Raw genomic sequence first — 17,075 nt, 5'->3', positions numbered from 1 at the left:
CTTGTTACCGATTCTGCTGCCTGAAAAGAGGCCAGAGAACAGCATGATGCGGTTTTAATCCCTTTCACTACCAAGTCTGCAAGCTCGTTAGCCATATCGGCATTGTCGCCGAATGACCCTGCCTGGGCTTTCGGGTATTTCGCCTTCAAAGCTTCAACTGTATCCATCCCAAAAAAGCCCCTACAATAATAGGTTAGCGGTTGACTTTAGCACAAGATGATGGGGCCCGCTTAGTGCCAGGAGCGGACGTTAGTCAAACTTTTATCTTGTTGTCGACGCTGAACCACTTTGTATTAGAGCTAATCACCCCAAGTAGTATCGGGGTCAAAATCAGTATTGTCATGTTCTCATGTCATATTAATGGCAATTTTTTTGATAGCTAAATCATGAGCGGTGGGAACGTACATGTAAACGAATGTTGAAGTATATATGAGACAACAACGTCCGCCCTTCGCTCTTAGTGGACCCAGCGCTTGATGAGACTGGCCGTTTGGTGCCAGAAGCAGAAATGTGCGCTCTGACTGGCGGTGAGTTGAAGAATATGCACGAGTGGTACCGCTCGATTAAATTTTTTTATCTGATTATTTTTACTTACCCTAACCTCAGGTGTTTAGGTCAGAATAACCAACGCATTCGTCCATTCTAAGATTAAGAATATGTTATCGCATACAGAACGTATTATAATAAATTTAATGGTTTATGACCCTTTTCCTTCCGCAGGCTGTCCTGTGACGTTAAATAAACATACAGAACATGCATTATAGATATATAAATCCCCTCTTATTAATTAAGTCTATATTATACAACAGGAAATTATTTCATATGTCTGCGTAATAAAATTGAAACAATTCCTGTTCACTGTTAATGACAGGAATAAATCATACATGGCAACACCCAGGCCAACCGTGCTCTGATTATAAAGGTGAAATAGGTTAATAAATATGAACACCCAAAACGCAGCCTCGAATACGCCGGACAGCCATATTTGGATGTTATCACTCTCCGGTGAATTGTCCTCCCCCACCTTAAACGACGACCGATCTTTGGCCGGTCTGTGTATTAGAAAGGGACCAGCGATCGTTATGGTAAGCGCCCTGGATGGCATAACAGCAGACCAAAAATTAGGTGGGATCCTGCGGTATTTTGAAGAGGACGAAAAGCGGCCGCTGATGATATTCCCGCAGATACAACCTGAAGACAATGAAAAATTCAAAGCCATAGGCAGCGGGCTAAAAGCCGGTCATTGGGTCTTTGTCACCCTGTCCGGGCCGGTTCCGGAGCATTCTTACACTGTCATCCGCAGGATACGGTCATGCTTTGGATAGTGCCGTAAACGGCCATCTCACGGCAGAAACGAGCTGAACGCGTTTCTGCGGGGGTGTGCAACCAAATGTGATGTTCAATACGGGTGGTTCTGCCGTTTACCCTCCAGTACGTTGCATCGCCCGGATCAACAAGGCGGGTCTGCTTCGCCTGTCACCCTCTGACAAAAAAACTGGCCAAGGTGGAAATGAGCTAGAATCAGCAGTAGGGATACAACTGATAATATTGAATTGAAATTTTTAACAAACATCTTTTTGTCCTGAGCTTGATACAAAAACATCGATGATGTGGCCGGTGACTCTATTTTTATGATAAGAAATAACGGGAAGGATAATGATTTCACGATGGCAATGGATAATGGAAAAGATATATAAGAAAATCTGGTTCAGGGCGACACTGTTTGCATTAGCAGCTATTGTTACCGCACTGATATCAATATTCTTTAAATCAATGATACCGCTTTCCTTTTCAATGAAGGTCGGTGCGGAAGCTGTAGACAGTATTCTGAACATATTGGCCTCCAGCATGCTTGCGGTGACGACTTTTTCTCTGAGTATTATGGTCACTGCATATGGCTCAGCCACGACAAACGTTACCCCCCGGGCAACCCGGTTGGTTGTGGAGGATGCCACAACCCAGAATGTCCTGGCGACGTTCATAGGTTCTTTTCTGTTTAGCCTGGTGGGCATTATTGCACTTCATATGGGAGCCTATGGAGGGAGAGGACGCATTATTTTATTCGCGGTGACCCTCGTAGTTATTGTACTTATTGTATTAACGCTACTCCGTTGGATACAGCATTTAACCGCACTAGGCAGGGTCGGTGAAACGACCGCCAAAGTTGAGCAGGCTGCTTTGGCAACATTTAACGCGCGTGCGCAGAATCCGTGCCTGGGGGCATCCCCCTGGCTGAAGTGCGATACTCAGCCGGCAGGAACGGTGGCCGTTTGTCCAGAATGTATCGGTTATATTGAGCATATTGATATTGGGAAGCTGGCCTCTTTCTTGACAGGCAGTCAGGTCAACGTTTATCTCATCGGGCAACCCGGCAGTTTCGTTCATCCTTCTCAACCTGTGATGTATGTAACCAGTAATGCGAACAGTACGATTTATTCTGAATTACTGTCTGCACTGAGTGTGTCAGATGTGAGGTCGTTTAATCAGGACCCCAGATTCTGCCTGAGCGTAATGGCTGAAATTGCCTGCCGGGCACTTTCTCCTGCAGTAAATGATCCTGGAACAGCCATTGATGTTATTGGTCGCGGGGTCAGAGTCCTTACGGTTTATGGAAACCAATATGCAGAGAACGGTAAAGTTCGTTATCCTGCCATACATATTGCCCCGCTATCCACGAGTGATCTTCTTGACGATTTTTTCTCACCGATCGCGCGTGATGGAGCTGCAATGCGAGAAATCCAGATAAGACTGCTGAAAGGACTGGCAATGCTGAGTCATGCGCGGCCCGAATTCTACGCTTCTACAGCGAATGCTCATGCCCGGGAAGCGTTACATTATATTGAAAGGGAAAATCACATCGATTCTGATAACAAACTTATTCTCGAAACCTATCGCAATTTATTCCCCTAACCGCATTAAATTTCCCTCCCTTACCCATGTGTCCTCACAGAAATACGATATCGGAGGAACATTTGGAGGTAAGGGAAGGAACAGGTGCTCTTCAGCCCCCTGTGCCACATTCCCACGACTAAACGGCACTGACGGTCGCGTACCGGAGAATATGGAGTCCATATCCTTAGACGGTAAAGATCTGAACCATCTGCTTGAGGCCACGGGCCTGATCGGCAAGCGCCTGAGTGGCTGCAGAGGCTTCCTCTACCAGTGAAGCATTCTGTTGGGTAACGCTTTCCATCTGACTGACGGCGACGTTCACCTGCATAATCCCCTGAGTCTGTTCGCCTGACGCCAAAGAAATTTCGCTCATCACGGAAGAAACGCCGTTGATAGACAGTATTATCTCTTCAATCACTTTTCCGGCATCAGTGGCAACCGCAGAACCTTCCCTGACAAAACCGACCTACGTCGATGTTACTCGTTAAACCCTAGAATCAGTGGACTCAACACCGGAAGGGAGAATGTGACATGGGAAATGCTAAAATACATCATGTATGTAGCGCCTAAAAATCGCCTTCACCACTTGAAGCTTTTCGAGCAGGCGGCCATTCCCAAGCTGATGCTGGCGTTACCCCGAGATATCAACGACTGCTACCAAAACTGGGATCTAAAGAAATAGATTTTTCAAAAAAGCCAGCCTGCTCTTCGCTCAAAGCTGCCTGTCATAACTGCTTAAAAAACAGGCCGCGCAGGATATTTTCCGTTTTCTAAACGGCTCCTCATAGGCTACCCCAGCAGTATGCGGCCACTTGTCGTTCTGGTGAAACTTCTCACACACTCTAGGTGTGCTGCCGGGTTGTGAAGTGACAGGTGTTAATAAACTCTCAGTTCAGGAACTGCAAATTAAGCCCAAAGAAGATCTGCCAGCGGGGCTGGCCCGGACCATCATCTGCAACCGAGCCCTGGGGCTCTACGAAGAAGTTATAGACGGTTTTACCCTGCTTGATAACCTGTCCGACACCTAACCCCAGCGGTACGCCATAACTGTCATTCTGAAAGTTATAGTTCCAGATAGGTGCGGCACGAAGATAAGTTCCCCCGCCCAGCTGATAGAAAACAAAAGGCTGGAAGGCCGCAATATTTACATTCGCGCGGTCATCTTCCCCGGCAAAGCTGTGCTGCCATGAGGCAAGGTAGCCATACTGAATTTTTGGTGAGCTGGCATTAAACAGAACGTTGACCAGGCCGCCTGACCATTTTTCACTTCCCAGCGCATCCCGTGAGGCGGTGGGCGCCGTCAGTTGCGGGCCGAAACCGAAACTCACCGCGGGATTACCGGTATCAATCAGATAGGCGGTGAAAAGATTAAGATCGCCCACGCCAGTCTGATGGCCGCCGGTTGGCGCTATCGGATAGGTATTTACGGGTAAGGAGGCACGCAGGATCCAGTTGCTTTCATCTATTGAGAAGGGCTGAGCAAAGCGGAGCCAGAACTGATTGGCGTCTTTATCCGTACCGCTGACATCCCCAATGTAATAGTTCTGCATGTTAAAAGCGGTCATGTTGGCCAGCGGGTTATTCGCCTGAGCTGCACCCCCTGTCTCACCTGCTGCATAAGCACCACCCGAGGCAACCATCCCTGCTAACAGAGAAAAAAGTATCGTCTTATTCATCATATTTACCTCTTAAAGCTTTGCCAGAATCACAGATAAACCAGCATGAAGGCTGGTCCTCTGAACTCACTTATTAACCGGGACAGGCTGTGGAAGCTTGTAGGTATTATCCTGGATATCCTGAGCAGGGAAGTAGACACGCAACGCAAGCGTCCAGTTATCCGAAGGCGCAATAAGGAGATTTGGCGCATCCTTTCCGCAGGTTTCAGGCGTGCCGTAATGCAGGGTGAATGACTTACCGTCAGGATTAAGCTTCAGCTCTTTATTTGAAAGACTGGAGCCTTTTTCGGTATGCAGATAAAGGTCTTCTCCATATATCGTCATTGAATAAAAGCCGAGATCGGGTTTTGTCATTCCGGGCACGGAATAGGTGGCGGTGTAGCAGAGTGCTTTGCTGACCTTGTAATTATTGAAGGAATACCAGGCATCCTTATCGGGTAACAAGCCCGTAGCCACACCTGCACCTACATTCACGTCTTCCTGAGGATACGCATCACGGGGCCCCATTGTTTTACTTACGCCACGTTTGTCTGCCACACTTCTGTAGTGCTCCTGAAGTGTTTTCAATTCAGCTTTGTTCCAGTCCGTTACCTTAAAGGCTTCTGGTGTATAGCCCTGCGGGAACGTCACCCTGTACTCATCCTGAATCTTATGCGCCTTCGCGATATCTGCAGGATCGTTGGGATTGACCTGGGTACGGACGTTTAAAACGACAAAGCGGGTCGATTTCTGCGGGTCAATCTTATAGTCACCGGCGCCGTAGAAAACATTCTCTGTTATGTGGTCGTGGTCCATCACATGAAGCGAGAAATACCGTCCATCCCCTTCAGGTAACGTGACCGTTGCGCCGTGAGAAGCATCAATAATGGCAAACGAATACAGCGTATCGCGATTCATCAACACCGCAGGTTGCTTGTCGATTTCCATCGGCATACGGTGGTGATAAAACTTATTGGTCGCGCCATGTTTCACTTCTTCATTCATCGCAAGATCCAGCATCACAAAGGCAAAGTTGTCTTTGGTGACGCTGACATTCTTATCACTGGCCTCAGCTTCCAACGCTCTTGCTTTTTCAAGACTCGCGGGTGCAGCGGCATAAGCCTGTGTAACCGATAATGCCAGCAAGCTAAAACAGATTAACTTTTTCATAGGTATCCATTTCACGTGTCATAATACAAATACAGCCGGAATGGCAGTTGCGCTTGCCGGCTAATTATCGTTAGTGGGATTTTTCAATTTTCGGCGGCTGCCAGCTGCCATCCAGGATCGGTTTTTCACCCCAATAGGCACGAATATAAAGAGAGAATGTCCCATCAGGTGAAGGTAGCCAGTTGGTTTGTTTATCCGCACCAGGCGAGCTGTGACTGATATAGAGAGTGAGAGACCCATCAGCGTTAAACTTCAGGTCTTTGTTCTTGGTCCCGAGTGAGAAGCGGTTAAGCTCATTTGGACTAAACAGATGACGCTGGTTATACAAGGTGAGAGACCAGAATCCCTTAACCGGCGGCAATTGCCCTTTTGCAAAGGTGACGGTATAGCTTTGCTTTCCGTCTAACTGCACTTCACCTGCATCGTTGTCAGTGTAGAAATATTGCGTTTCATCCGGCTTGTTATCGAACATGTTCGATTTTGACGTGCCGGTCCGGTTGTAATAATCAATCCCAAACGCCGCATTGTTTTTGGAACGGTTCCAGCCGTTGCCTGCCGGCACCCCATTATTTTTCCATTTGAAGAAATCAGCGATGACGGTTTTATCAGTTTGATCAGCGGCTTCATTCATCCACTTACGAATTTGTGGGTCGCGTTTACCCGCATCGACCAGATGACGATACTGCGCATACATGGCCTGCTCCCCCGGCAGCGGAGGGACTTTTTTGAGTACATTATCCAGCTGATCGAAGAACTTATCCGGCACCACCCAATGCACTTCTCCGGCATCCGGGTCAGGCTTGTCACCAACAGCAGGCAAGGTCGAGTAGTCAAAGGATTTCATTTTTCCGTCAAACTGGCTGAGAGGATAAGACATGATTTCGCGGATTGAGGGCTGAATAGCCACACGTTCTTCTTTGGTATCATCCATCTGCACACGAGGGATCATGTTCGCCATCTCTGTGGAAGAACGGATGACTCCTGTTATTCCTTTAGGTGTCTTTCCTTCCCAGTCTGGCCCTACCAGTAAATAGAAGCCTGGCTTAGTGCCGTAGGGTTTTCCGACATTACCGATTTGATCGGTACGCGCATCATAGATGGCGTATACCCAGAATCGGTCTCCGAAGTCAGGCACCTGGATTACCACCGGCTCTTTATCCAGCTCATAAAAGCCCAGACCATACACCACATCCTGGTTGGGACAGGTGACGAAGGTTTCCTCCGGCTTAATGTAATCCGTCAACATACTGAGCTGCCCCATTGGCGCAACGGGAACCATGCCGCCGCTCAATGCCGGATAGGGAGCCTGAGTAATTGTCATTCGGCGGTTGAACTGGTTCACCATTGGATACCCCCAGATGTAAGCCTGCTGCGCGAGGGCTTTTACATAGGCTTCTGGCATGTTGACGCCTGAGGCCGGCAGGGAAAGCTGATCAAACCGAGTGGGATGTGCAATGGTCAACGGAGCGGTTTGAGCTGATATGCCAGCACTGATAACCAGTGAGGCTATCACTAAAGAGAGAGACTTTATTTTCATGAACGTTACCTTCATCAAAAGTGAATGTGTCAGGCTCAAACAGCAGCCAGAACCTGACACCCTTTGAGCCATTACTTAGTGACCTGCACCACATCATCAGGGACCCAGCTCTGATCGTAAAACGCATCACCTGTGCCATACAGGCGCAGGGCTACGAGGAAGTTACGGCCTGAGATCGTTTTAATAAACGCGTTATCATTCACGCCTTCAGGTTTAGCCGGTCCAAACCAGATATCAATCGAACCATCCTGATTTTTTGGAATGTCGTAATACCCGTTGGTAGAAGGAAGGAGTTGATCCGTTTCCGGCATCGTACCGTCAGTGATGTTGTAGGCGGTGATGGCCCAGAAAAGTGAGGCCGGTGGGTTTGGCGGCAGGTGCAACTTATAGGTTTTTCCACCCTCAAGGAACTTGCCCTCCTTATCACGGGCGGTGTAAGGGTATTTGGAACCTGCGCCGGTGGTGTGCATGACCATTGCTGATGCGCTTGAGTAAGCTATCTGGAAGAAGGCGGCGCGTTGATTTTTATCCAGCGTGCCGTATTGCATCCATTCTGCCGTGGCACCCGCCCAGGAGTTCTCATACTGGCGGTCTTTATAATAGAGTTGCCGTTGATCGTCACGCCCTGACTGACGACGGGCGAGGATCATCTTCGGCGCCGTTTCTACGGCCTTTTTCAGCAGCTCTTTCTCTTTGTCTGTTGGCGTGAACGGCTTACCTTTAACGATGCCAATACTCAATAATGCACTTCGGGTATCTTCAGGAATGGCGGTGAGGGGCTCGTAATCGACGAAGGTTTTCAGCTTTTGCCAGAATTGGTCATCAACCGGGTACATCATAGTGACACGTTTGCCGCTGGCATCGGGGAACTGCATAGGCTTAACGTCTTTTTCAACATCCCATAATGGATAGATGCGGGTTGTTTCGGCATTCTTCACCGCTGGGGCGGGATCAGGTTTGCCCTCTCCTTTGCCCATGATGGTACGGAAGAACAGAAAAACGTTATAGGTCGATGATTTGAATGCAAAATAACCCTGTGGTACCGGCCCCTCATAATCTGGTGGCAGCAACAGGTAAAGTCCCCCGCGCGCGCGGTCAGGGCCTACAGAGCCCACGTCAGTAATCGTTCTCTGGAAGAAGTCGGTAAACATACCAATGACATTGGCAGGTGCTTTTACCACCAGAGGCCCGGTTTTTTTAAGGTCCAGGTAGCTCATGGAATAGATCACATCGCCATTGGGTGTCGGCACCACCGCGCGGCTGTCCATACGCTCTTTCCAGATCGGCAACACATTATAACCACTGCCAAAAGCGGCTTCAGAACCATCCCGTAAGCCGATTGTATTGAGTAAAGGCAATGATGAGATGTAAGCCTGAACAGCATCCTGGTAATACAACTCATTACTCAGATTTTGGGCTTCATCCTGCGGTAACCAGTTACCATTATTGAGTTGTTTAATCAGTGGCGATTGCGGTGCAGTCGAGTCTTGAGCTAACACAGGTGAAGATACGCACAGCGAGGCACAAATTATTGAAAAAATTAACTTTTTCCCCATACATCCTCACGATATAAGTCAAATTAGCTAATTTTATAGTAGAGGAAATAAAAAATTACGTTATGAAATATATAAAGATTGTTTGAAAACCGACTGCGCGTGACACGACATGCGCTCTGACGCAACCTTTCAAGCCACCTGCCACATCCAGGCAGGTGGAATGCTTCCATTTGACGAGATTCACCAGGGTACGCGCTCTCCATCGAAAAAGAATCCTGCGGTGATTGTCTGGGATGCTTCAGCAGCGAGCCAGGCGATCCCTCTTGCCGCCTCGGATACTGTTTGGTGACCGGTATGTCCGTTAAAATCGGTGGCCGTGTATCCCGGGTCAACTGCGTTTACGCTGATGCCACACTCAGAAAGTGCATTGGCAAACGCCACCGTAACGCCATTTAACGCCGTTTTTGAACTGGTGTAACCCAATGCCGCTACCTTAGAGTAGGGATGCGATTTATCAGATACCCATTCCAGTGATCCCAGTCCGCTGCTGACCATGATTATCCGGGTTTCCTCGCCCAATTTGAGTAGCGGCAGAAAAGCCTGCGTTACCCTGATGACGCCAAAAACGTTGGTGTTATAAACTGTCATTATATCGCTGATGCTTTGCGCCTCTGGCGCGATGGGACAGGTTCCGAGAATCCCCGCATTGTTGATTAGCACATCAAGTTTTCCATCTTCTGAATTTATCTGCCCGACGACCGCATCAATACTTTCCTGATTCGTCACGTCAATGATAGTCTGCCGCACTTCAATACCTTCCGACAGTAGCAGGCTGACCGCATCCTTACCGCGCGCCGCATCGCGGCAACCCAGCCAGACCTTAAATCCCAATTTCCCCATCTCTCTGGCCGTTTCAAAGCCAATACTTTTGTTTGCGCCGGTAATTAATACTGATCTCTTCTTCATGGCGTTGCCTCAGTGATTTATGCAGGTGTATCTGAGTTATAAATCACTCAGAACCGCTTGATAAGAGGTCACAATACGAATACGTTGTTCGGAAAAGCGAACAATAACGGAAGTGGATATGGATGATGTCGCGATATTTCTTGCCGTGTTCAGAGGTCAGGGTTTCCGGGCCGCAGCTAAGACCTTAGGCCTGGCACCCTCAACGGTCAGTGAAAGGGTCACCGCGCTGGAAGTGAGCCTGGGCGTTCCGCTGTTTATCCGCACAACCCGCAGCGTAACGCCCACCGAAGCCGGCGTGATGCTGGCCGATCGCATGACGCCTCTGCTGAGCGAAATGAGATCGGTGATGAATGACGTGGCAAGTTCTCAACGCGAGGTGCGCGGCCTGCTCAGGCTGAACGTGACGGGCGCGGTAATGGTCGATATTCTGCCACCCCTGCTGGAGCAATTCCTCGATCGCCATCCGTTGCTACGGGTAGAGATTATGGTGGACGATCGCCTTGTTGATGCCACGGCGGAAGGCTGCGATGCGGGCATACGCTATGGCGAACATCTGGCCCGGGACAGTATTGCCGTTCCTGTCGGCCCGCGCCGCCAGCGTCTGGCTCTCGCGGCGGCACCCGGCTACCTTGCTTCGCGCGGTCTTCCCGTTCACCCGAAGGCATTGGCCGAACATCACTGCATCCGCCTTAAGTATTCCAGCGGCACGCTGATCCCCTGGGAATTTGAACGCAACGGGGAAACAGTCAACGTCAACCCTGCTGGTCGCCTGACTATAGGCGTGAATGGCGCTTCCGGAGCGATTGAGCTGGCAAAAAAGGGTCAGGGCATTATCGCCATCTTTGAAAACTGGCTGCAGCCCTGCTTTACGACGGGTGAACTGCAGCCTGTGCTTCCGGACTGGTGGCCCGAATTTGAAGGTCCCTGGCTCTACTTCCCCAGCCGCTTTATGTCAGCACCTCTGCGCGCTTTTGTGGATTTTCTGAGAGAGGTACAGTCAATACCTGATCCGCTCGATTGACTGCGGCAGCAGTTTCGCCAGTTGATATTGACCCCGGCAAACGGGTGCACCTCTTTTTTGACTGGTTGTGGCAGGTTATCGCGCATTGGAGGCCTTGGCTCGCGTTTCAGACCGCTTTGCGTCAGATTTAGTCATTCACACCCTATGAGCAACACTTTGTGGTGATTCAGGGTATGCCACCGATTACCGCGATATCCGCCATTGAGAAAGTATCACCGGCAACATAAGGCTGCGTTTGCAGTATGCGGTTAAAGTAATACATTCCCCTGACAGCCTTATCTCGCATACGGTTACCCCACTCCGGGTTCTGATAAAGTTCAACCTCAGGTCCTAATCCTGGCGTGGCGTGATGGAAATACACGCTTACTGCATCCAGGAACTCAATTTCAGCGCGCTTCGTCATCATATGAATGGTGCCCTTATCTGCTGGAGTTTTACCGGTCAGACTGCATGACGGCTCCAGCGCATCCAGATACTGCGTGATAGCGGTACACTCCGCGATAAGCGTACCGTCATCAAGCTCCAGAACCGGCTCAACCTCGGCTTTTTACCTTTTCCAGGCGGTTGCCTGAAACTACACTGCACAGTGTCATCACCGATCGGTAATCCCCATAACTTGTTATAATAAATAGCTTTTATCATTTTCAGTCAGAGAAGGTGCTTGAATGTTCTTCAGGGTCTGTTTATAAGTACCCTCGTTTCTTGTTGAGGTCTTAAGCGGCTCGGCCTGACAAGAGGAGGGTCAGCGATTAATACGAAGGAAGTAAGATGCTATTGCCAGATTTGAGCTTTATCAAAACCCTTTATCACTCTTCGTTTACAGAATGAGTCGCCCACTGTTTGTGTCTCTGGATGGGCCCAAGGGCGCAGGTAAAACCACCCTGTTGGAGGCCATCGCGAAAGCACTAAGGGCGGACAATAAGAAGGTGATCCGCCTTAGCGAGAAAAAAAGTGACCCCTTCAGGGGAGAAACAATGGCCCTCGTGAACAAATTTGCCAGATCTCCTTCCCTGGCGTTGGAATGGGAGATTTGTGAGCGCCTGGCTGAGAGCCGTGCCTGGATTTCCCAGCACGTGCTGACCAAACAGCCTCCGAACAGCATTATCTTGATGGATCGCTGGTACCCGTCGGATGCCGCGTTTCGGCGGATGGTTCCCTTTAGCGCGATCTTACAGCTTAATAGTGAACGAAACGTGCGAACGCCAGACCTGCATGTCGGGGTTGTTACAGCGCCTGACATTTCATGGGCGAGAGCAGCGGCCCGACCTTGCGGGCTAAGAAGTACGGTGATTCACAAGCTGGAAGAGCATGTTGCTTGTACTGAGGCTTTCGAGCGAGAAATTGTCAATCACGGCTGGGTGTTATGCCGCAATGAAGGAACGATCGAAGACGCAACGATGCAGGTGATTTCTGAAATCTACAAAGTGCATGGATGACCCACAGAGATCGGTTTTGCGGGCGCAGCTTCCGCCTCTGGCGTTATGGGAAGGCAAAGACCTACCTTTCCAGGTAGGTCTTTGTAGAACTATCGCATCTGCAGAATAATAACGTTGCTGCTAGCCGGGTCCGTTTTCTCTCGCAAATCTTTGACCTTCTCCGGTTTGACTGGCGCTCCCGTGTTACCCCATGACGTGCGGATAAAACTCAACACATCAGCCATTTCCTGATCAGAGAGCTGCTTACGGAATGCAGGCATACGGAAAGCATCAGGCATTCCAGCAGACACCACCCTTGCAGAGCCATTAAGCGTGACATTGATTGATGACGAGTCATCAATCAGCATCGATGTGGCACCTGCCAGCGGTGGGATCCAGGGAGCCTGCCCCTTACCATCAGCACCATGACAGCTGCTACAACGCGCCATAAATGTCTGAGCACCTGGCGTTTTAATGCGGTCAGCCAGGGTCAACGTACCGGGTTTGGCCTCATCATAATGCCAGGTTTGCTGCTGATTATTGCTCCCGGCGGGTAAAGACTTAAGATAATGCGCTATAGCTCTAAGATCCTCATCACTCATATATTGAGTCGAGTTATTAAAGACATCAGCCATTGATCCAAATACCACACCATGCTGATTACGCCCTGTTTTCAGGAAGGTAAACAGGTCATCTTCGCTCCAACGGGATAGTCCGGTATTACTGTCTCCACGTAAACTGGGGGCATACCAACCATCAAGGGAAGCTCCAGCAAGGAAGTGTTGACTGCTGTCATCAAGCCCCTTCTCATTAAACGCCAGGCCGCGCGGAGTATGACAACTCCCGCAGTGACCTGGTCCTTCTACCAGATAGGCACCCCGGTTCCACTGTTCATTCTGTTCAGGCTTTTGCTCACGCGGTCCAGTAACAGTGAAAAGAGAATTCCAGAAGGCGAGCGGCCAACGCATATTTAATGGCCATGGAATATCACTGGGTTTATTTTCCTGATGAACAGCCTTCACGTCATGTTTAAACCAGGCGTACAACGCGCGAATATCAGCATCGCTGAGTTTAACGTACGAAGGGTAAGGCATAGCGGGATACAATCTGTGCCCGTCTTTTGCCACACCCTTTCTTACCGCCCGATCAAAATCAGCCAGAGTATAGTTGCCAATACCCGTCTCGTTGTCCGGTGTAATATTGGTGGTGTAGATATTGCCTACTGGCGTGGCCATCTTCAACCCACCGGAAAAGGGTGCCCCCTCAGGAATACTGTGGCAAGCAACACAATCGCTTAGCCTTGCAACGTATTCTCCCTGTTTGAGCATCTCAGCAGTGGGAGCATCCAACTTTTCACTGGTTGCAAAATGAGAGACTGGCAATCTGAGCGCCCAATACAAATAGCCACTAATTATTGCCAGCAAGAGGAGTAAAACCGTCACGATCCTGCGTTTTGTCATGTTGTTATTCCTCAATCTCAGCTCATCGAATCAGTGAAGTCGTGACGGGACAGCGGCATGCTACGGATACGCTTGCCGGTCAGCCTGAACACGGCATTGGCCACTGCAGGAGGAATAGCAGGGAGAGGAGGTTCACCAATCCCCCCCATTTTTTCACCACTTTCAATAATTTTCACATGGACTTTAGCCATCTCCGAGGGTGTCAGAATAGGATAAAGGTCATAGTTACGCGCGACAGGCTGACCTTGTTCGAAAACACTTTCTTCCACTAATACCTGGGATAAACCCAGTGCCACAGCGCTGTTGACCTGAGCCTCTATAATTGCCGGGTTCACAATGCTACCGGGATCGATTGCTTCCCAAATGTCGTGAACCTTTACCTTGCCATTAACGATGGACACTTCAGCAATAGCGGCAGCTTCTGTCCCGAAAGGAGAAGCCATGGCAATTCCCCTTGCGCGCTTAGAGCCATCTGGTGCTGTGAAAGGACCCGGTTTCCATCCCCCTGATAACTCCACAACCGCATTAAGCAGCGTGGTCAGGCGTTGATTACCCTGTAACAAATGAAGGCGTAACTCGAGAGGATCTTTTTTCCCGGCATCGGCTATTTCATCCAGGAAACTTTCATACAGGAAATCATTCATCGAGTTTCCGACAGAACGCCAATAGCCGACCTGAACAGGCCCTTTTTTATAAATCTGGGCGACACGCAGATTCGGGATGGCATAGGCCTTGTGGGTTAACCCTTCTACGGCTGTTTCATCCAGTTTTTCACCCCGTTTACCCGCAATACCTTCCGTTGGGCCTTCGGTAATACTGACAACCTCAAGCGCCACGGGATAACCGGCTTCATCAAGTCCGGCATTGAAACGAACCGCAGCCATAGGACGGCGGGTGTCGCGGAGAAACTCCTCTTCGCGGCTCCAAATCACTTTAACAGGACGTCCAACGGCCTTAGCCAGGGCAATGGCCTGGGGATGGACCATTGCCGTGTCATACACAAAGTGTCTGCCAAAGAAGCCCCCTAAAAGTGGGGAGTGGATAAAGATTTTTTCCGGGGGCAGCCCGGTGCGTTTAGCCGCGTCGGCCTGGAACATCTCAGGAGCCTGATTAGGCATCCATAACTCTAATGTGCCATCGGCATTGAAACGGGCCAGGGCTGATGGCGGTTCCAATTGCGCATGGTTTAGATATTGTGAATGATAAAGTGCCTGTATCTTGGTTGCTGCCTTGCTCATTGCCTCAGCTGCATGCCCTTTTACCTCAGCATCATCCCCTGCTCCAGGCTCTTTTCCCAACTCCTCAGCAAATTTATCTGATGAAAAATCGGCAGGCATATACCGATCGCGGGCGTCTTCAGCGGGTTCGTTCCAGGCTATCTGGAGTGCTTCAGCTGCGCGTTTGGCGTGCCACCAGCGTTCAGCTACCACCGCCACCGCACCCGGCAGACGGTGAACGGAATGGACCCCCTTCATGGCACTAATCTGGGCTTCGTTATGGATGTCTCCCACCAACAAGCCAATACGGGGAGCGTGCTGAACTGCCGCATGGAGCATGTTATCCACTTTGCAATCAATACTGTAGATTGCCTGTCCCGTGGATTTAATGTGCATATCTACCCGCGGGACTGGCTTGCCGATCCAGCGAAATTGGGAAGGGTCTTTTAATTTGACTGAGGCTGGGTCTGGGACAGGGAGATCCATTGCTTTCGGGGCGAGTTGACCATAAGTTAACGATCGACCTGAGGCGGGATCGATCACTTTTCCTGGCTCGGTAATGAGTGAAGCTAATGGAATATTCCATTCTGCTGAAGCAGCCTGAAGCAACATCTGTCGGGCCAGTGCCCCAAGCCTGCGCATCGTGTTATAGCTCATACGAACAGACATGCTGCCACCCGTGATGCGAATACCAATATCCATCACCGTATATTCAGCACCTGCGGGCGCATTTTCTACAATAAAGACCGCCGGATCGGCATCGAGTTCTTCCCCGACTATTTGCGCCATGCCGGTGAAGATCCCCTGGCCGCCTTCCACAAATGGGCAAAGAAAACGTATCGTGTTATCAGGACGAATTTCCAAAAATGCTGGAACTCGTGTTCCCCGGGCAACAGTAGCTGCGGCCCCCTGAGCTCGAGCCTGACCGACAGGTAGACCAAACCCCAACACCAAAGCGCCTACCGCGGTGCCAGCAGAGGCGATGAGAAATCGCCGCCGCGACAGATTTGCGGCTTGCCCCTCTTCCATTGAGGATAATGTGGACGAAAAGAGGTCAGAAAAAGGTTTCATGCTCTGTCCTTATCTTCAGCGACTTCATGAATAGCGGCGCTAATCGCATTGTAAGTCCCGCAGCGACAAAGATTGACCATTGCTGCGGCTATCTCGGCATCAGAAGGATGAGCCACTTGCTTTAACAGCGCGGTAGCCGCAATAACCTGTCCAGACTGGCAATATCCACATTGTGGAACCTGATGTTTAACCCATGCAGCGACCACACGTTTACCCATCTCATCTGCTTCAATAGCTTCAATGGTGGTGATGTTTTTGCCCACAAGTTGGTCAATCGGCGTGACACAAGATCGAACTAGCTGGCCATTGACCATGACCGAGCAGGCTCCACATTGCGACAGACCGCAGCCATATTTGGTTCCCGTCATCCCCAGGTCGTCTCTGATTACCCACAATAATGGGGTGTCACTCTCAGCATCGACCTCAACGGTTCGGTTATTTATCAGAAGTTCCATAACTCTCCAGTACCTGCTCAGGATGTATTTTAAATTGTGTGATAATTATCACTGCTTCAGTCAGTTCTTGTCTGGTTGAAGAAAAGAACAAAAAATGTCTAAATGGGCTCGATTGTAATGACTGGCATAGATTATTGGGTCGAAACGGCCTGAAAAAGGGGCAGTCAGGAGGCTGGTTAGAACAAAAAAACGGAGGCAAGGATAGGCCCTGCAGCCATTCCCTGATTTGCAAAGAGATCATCAGCAAATGAATGACAATGAACAAGTGCAAGTTATCTGGTTACGCGAATGTTGGGATTCAGGAACGATTTCTGATTGATACTCTCATTATCAAAAATGATTCTAACAATCAAATCACAAAGTGATAAATAAGTTTATCTAATAGCAGTTATTAGTTTAATGACATAATGGCTAACTTTACACGTAAAAATGTAAATTACCTTTGCTTTCAATCAGATAAATAGCCCACCTGACTATTAGTGAATATCGCTCATAACGTTAATGAAAAAATGCACCTTTATGATTTTATTTTTAAGCATTATTGTAATTTATTTCCCTGGTGAAGAAGATTCACTTGTTTAGAGATGAGCAATGGCTTTTTTTTGAATATTGCATTTAATGCCCCTTCATCTACCCATGCAGTGAATCACTGTAGCTCAATTCGTCATAGTCATCATTAGGGCAACCATAAGTGCAGAATATCGATATACAGGTTATGAA

General features: G+C 49.3%; 14 protein-coding genes and 1 pseudogene. 4 read left to right on the top strand and 11 right to left on the bottom strand.

Annotated features, from left to right (window positions below):
• Positions 1-167, bottom strand: a pseudogene (locus tag WCC56_RS09360) (ASCH domain-containing protein); the annotation flags it as partial.
• A gap of 774 nt (positions 168-941) precedes the next feature.
• On the opposite strand from WCC56_RS09360, the gene WCC56_RS09355 reads away from it, so the two are divergent.
• Together WCC56_RS09355 and WCC56_RS09350 are read left to right on the top strand one after the other, a co-directional pair.
• Positions 942-1,325: a hypothetical protein gene (locus WCC56_RS09355; protein WP_424692115.1), complete on the top strand. Its 384-nt coding sequence runs from the start codon at positions 942-944 to the stop codon at positions 1,323-1,325.
• 331 nt (positions 1,326-1,656) lie between these two features.
• Positions 1,657-2,910: a DUF2254 domain-containing protein gene (locus tag WCC56_RS09350; RefSeq protein WP_424692114.1), complete on the top strand. Its 1,254-nt coding sequence runs from the start codon at positions 1,657-1,659 to the stop codon at positions 2,908-2,910.
• 166 nt (positions 2,911-3,076) lie between these two features.
• Here the strand turns inward: WCC56_RS09350 and WCC56_RS09345 are convergent, their stop codons facing one another.
• From WCC56_RS09345 to WCC56_RS09320, 6 genes are all read right to left on the bottom strand, one after another.
• Positions 3,077-3,265: a hypothetical protein gene (locus WCC56_RS09345; protein ID WP_424692113.1), complete on the bottom strand. Its 189-nt coding sequence runs from the start codon at positions 3,263-3,265 to the stop codon at positions 3,077-3,079.
• A 514-nt stretch (positions 3,266-3,779) separates the two neighbouring features.
• Positions 3,780-4,568, bottom strand: a complete 789-nt coding sequence (locus WCC56_RS09340) for a hypothetical protein (protein ID WP_424692112.1) — start codon at positions 4,566-4,568, stop codon at positions 3,780-3,782.
• 66 nt (positions 4,569-4,634) lie between these two features.
• Entirely contained in the window at positions 4,635-5,717 is a 1,083-nt protein-coding gene (locus WCC56_RS09335; RefSeq protein WP_424692111.1) for a DUF1254 domain-containing protein, read from the bottom strand.
• Between the two features lie 70 nt (positions 5,718-5,787).
• Positions 5,788-7,254 (bottom strand): DUF1254 domain-containing protein, encoded by a 1,467-nt coding sequence (locus WCC56_RS09330; protein WP_424692110.1) that lies wholly within the window; start codon positions 7,252-7,254, stop codon positions 5,788-5,790.
• A gap of 71 nt (positions 7,255-7,325) precedes the next feature.
• Entirely contained in the window at positions 7,326-8,753 is a 1,428-nt protein-coding gene (locus tag WCC56_RS09325; protein WP_424692109.1) for a DUF1254 domain-containing protein, read from the bottom strand.
• 237 nt (positions 8,754-8,990) lie between these two features.
• Entirely contained in the window at positions 8,991-9,716 is a 726-nt protein-coding gene (locus WCC56_RS09320) for an SDR family NAD(P)-dependent oxidoreductase (protein ID WP_424692108.1), read from the bottom strand.
• A 118-nt stretch (positions 9,717-9,834) separates the two neighbouring features.
• On the opposite strand from WCC56_RS09320, the gene WCC56_RS09315 reads away from it, so the two are divergent.
• Complete coding sequence (locus WCC56_RS09315; protein WP_424692107.1) at positions 9,835-10,737, top strand: LysR family transcriptional regulator; 903 nt, start codon at positions 9,835-9,837, stop codon at positions 10,735-10,737.
• A gap of 166 nt (positions 10,738-10,903) precedes the next feature.
• Here WCC56_RS09315 and WCC56_RS09310 read toward each other — a convergent pair whose 3' ends face one another.
• Positions 10,904-11,143: a hypothetical protein gene (locus tag WCC56_RS09310; protein WP_424692106.1), complete on the bottom strand. Its 240-nt coding sequence runs from the start codon at positions 11,141-11,143 to the stop codon at positions 10,904-10,906.
• A gap of 418 nt (positions 11,144-11,561) precedes the next feature.
• On the opposite strand from WCC56_RS09310, the gene WCC56_RS09305 reads away from it, so the two are divergent.
• Positions 11,562-12,173: a dTMP kinase gene (locus WCC56_RS09305; protein WP_424692105.1), complete on the top strand. Its 612-nt coding sequence runs from the start codon at positions 11,562-11,564 to the stop codon at positions 12,171-12,173.
• An 89-nt stretch (positions 12,174-12,262) separates the two neighbouring features.
• Here WCC56_RS09305 and WCC56_RS09300 read toward each other — a convergent pair whose 3' ends face one another.
• The 3 genes from WCC56_RS09300 to WCC56_RS09290 all read right to left on the bottom strand — a co-directional run bounded on the left by WCC56_RS09300 (position 12,263) and on the right by WCC56_RS09290 (position 16,355).
• Positions 12,263-13,387: a c-type cytochrome gene (locus WCC56_RS09300; RefSeq protein ID WP_424692104.1), complete on the bottom strand. Its 1,125-nt coding sequence runs from the start codon at positions 13,385-13,387 to the stop codon at positions 12,263-12,265.
• 242 nt (positions 13,388-13,629) lie between these two features.
• Positions 13,630-15,900 carry a molybdopterin cofactor-binding domain-containing protein gene (locus tag WCC56_RS09295; protein ID WP_424692103.1) on the bottom strand — a complete coding sequence of 757 codons (2,271 nt, stop codon included), beginning with the start codon at positions 15,898-15,900 and terminating at the stop codon, positions 13,630-13,632.
• Positions 15,897-16,355 carry a (2Fe-2S)-binding protein gene (locus tag WCC56_RS09290; RefSeq protein WP_424692102.1) on the bottom strand — a complete coding sequence of 153 codons (459 nt, stop codon included), beginning with the start codon at positions 16,353-16,355 and terminating at the stop codon, positions 15,897-15,899. Before WCC56_RS09290 ends, WCC56_RS09295 begins: the two co-directional genes overlap by 4 nt.
• Positions 16,356-17,075: the final 720 nt, after the last annotated feature.

Source organism: Erwinia sp., assembly GCF_049696395.1.
Classification (GTDB): domain Bacteria; phylum Pseudomonadota; class Gammaproteobacteria; order Enterobacterales; family Enterobacteriaceae; genus Erwinia.
This window is presented reverse-complemented; position numbering and strand designations above follow the sequence as displayed.

Bases quoted from the DNA above. Each gene is read 5' to 3' on its own strand.
- WCC56_RS09320 (WP_424692108.1), bottom strand. From the start codon at position 9,716: ATGAAGAAGAGATCAGTATTAATTACCGGCGCAAACAAAAGTATTGGC.
- WCC56_RS09290 (WP_424692102.1), bottom strand. From the start codon at position 16,355: ATGGAACTTCTGATAAATAACCGAACCGTTGAGGTCGATGCTGAGAGT.
- WCC56_RS09310 (WP_424692106.1), bottom strand. From the start codon at position 11,143: ATGATGACGAAGCGCGCTGAAATTGAGTTCCTGGATGCAGTAAGCGTG.
- WCC56_RS09355 (WP_424692115.1), top strand. From the start codon at position 942: ATGAACACCCAAAACGCAGCCTCGAATACGCCGGACAGCCATATTTGG.
- WCC56_RS09345 (WP_424692113.1), bottom strand. From the start codon at position 3,265: ATGAGCGAAATTTCTTTGGCGTCAGGCGAACAGACTCAGGGGATTATG.
- WCC56_RS09295 (WP_424692103.1), bottom strand. From the start codon at position 15,900: ATGAAACCTTTTTCTGACCTCTTTTCGTCCACATTATCCTCAATGGAA.
- WCC56_RS09300 (WP_424692104.1), bottom strand. From the start codon at position 13,387: ATGGCCACGCCAGTAGGCAATATCTACACCACCAATATTACACCGGAC.
- WCC56_RS09315 (WP_424692107.1), top strand. From the start codon at position 9,835: ATGGATGATGTCGCGATATTTCTTGCCGTGTTCAGAGGTCAGGGTTTC.
- WCC56_RS09305 (WP_424692105.1), top strand. From the start codon at position 11,562: ATGAGTCGCCCACTGTTTGTGTCTCTGGATGGGCCCAAGGGCGCAGGT.
- WCC56_RS09340 (WP_424692112.1), bottom strand. From the start codon at position 4,568: ATGAATAAGACGATACTTTTTTCTCTGTTAGCAGGGATGGTTGCCTCG.
- WCC56_RS09335 (WP_424692111.1), bottom strand. From the start codon at position 5,717: ATGAAAAAGTTAATCTGTTTTAGCTTGCTGGCATTATCGGTTACACAG.
- WCC56_RS09350 (WP_424692114.1), top strand. From the start codon at position 1,657: ATGATTTCACGATGGCAATGGATAATGGAAAAGATATATAAGAAAATC.
- WCC56_RS09330 (WP_424692110.1), bottom strand. From the start codon at position 7,254: ATGAAAATAAAGTCTCTCTCTTTAGTGATAGCCTCACTGGTTATCAGT.